1 protein-coding gene is annotated in these 550 nt (G+C 70.5%); it reads left to right on the top strand.

Annotation, left to right across the window (positions count from 1 at the left end; all coding sequences use genetic code 11):
• Positions 1–509: acyl-CoA dehydrogenase family protein (locus CCN44_RS37875; RefSeq protein ID WP_276329145.1), on the top strand; the 509-nt coding region annotated here is incomplete at its 5' end.
• Positions 510–550: the final 41 nt, after the last annotated feature.

The following is a 550-nucleotide window of genomic DNA, read 5'->3' on the forward strand; positions in this document are numbered from 1 at the left end:
ACGACGTACGGCTGCCCGCCACGGCCGTGCTGCCGGAGGTCACCGGACTGCGCGGACCGCTCAGCTGCCTCTCGCACGCCCGCTACGGCATCGTCTGGGGAGCGATGGGCGCCGCGCGCAGCAGCTTCGAGGCGGCCCTGGACTACGCGAGGTCGCGGGAGCAGTTCGGGCGGCCGATCGGCGGCTTCCAGCTCACCCAGGCCAAGCTCGCCGACATGGCGGTGGAACTGCACAAGGGGATTCTGCTCGCCCACCATCTGGGGCGGCGGATGGACGCCGGCCGCCTGCGTCCCGAGCAGGTCAGCTTCGGCAAGCTCAACAACGTCCGCGAGGCCATCGAGATCTGCCGTACGGCGCGGACGATCCTCGGTGCCAACGGGATCTCCCTGGAGTACCCGGTGATGCGGCACGCGACCAATCTGGAATCGGTGCTCACCTACGAGGGCACCGTCGAGATGCACCAGCTCGTGCTGGGCAAGGCGCTCACCGGGTTCGACGCCTTCCGGTGAGCCTGGCGGGAGGCGGGGCCGGTGAGCGGCCCTGCCTCAGC

Origin of the sequence: Streptomyces tricolor (genome assembly GCF_002155905.1) — a bacterium.
Lineage (GTDB): Bacteria > Actinomycetota > Actinomycetes > Streptomycetales > Streptomycetaceae > Streptomyces > Streptomyces tricolor.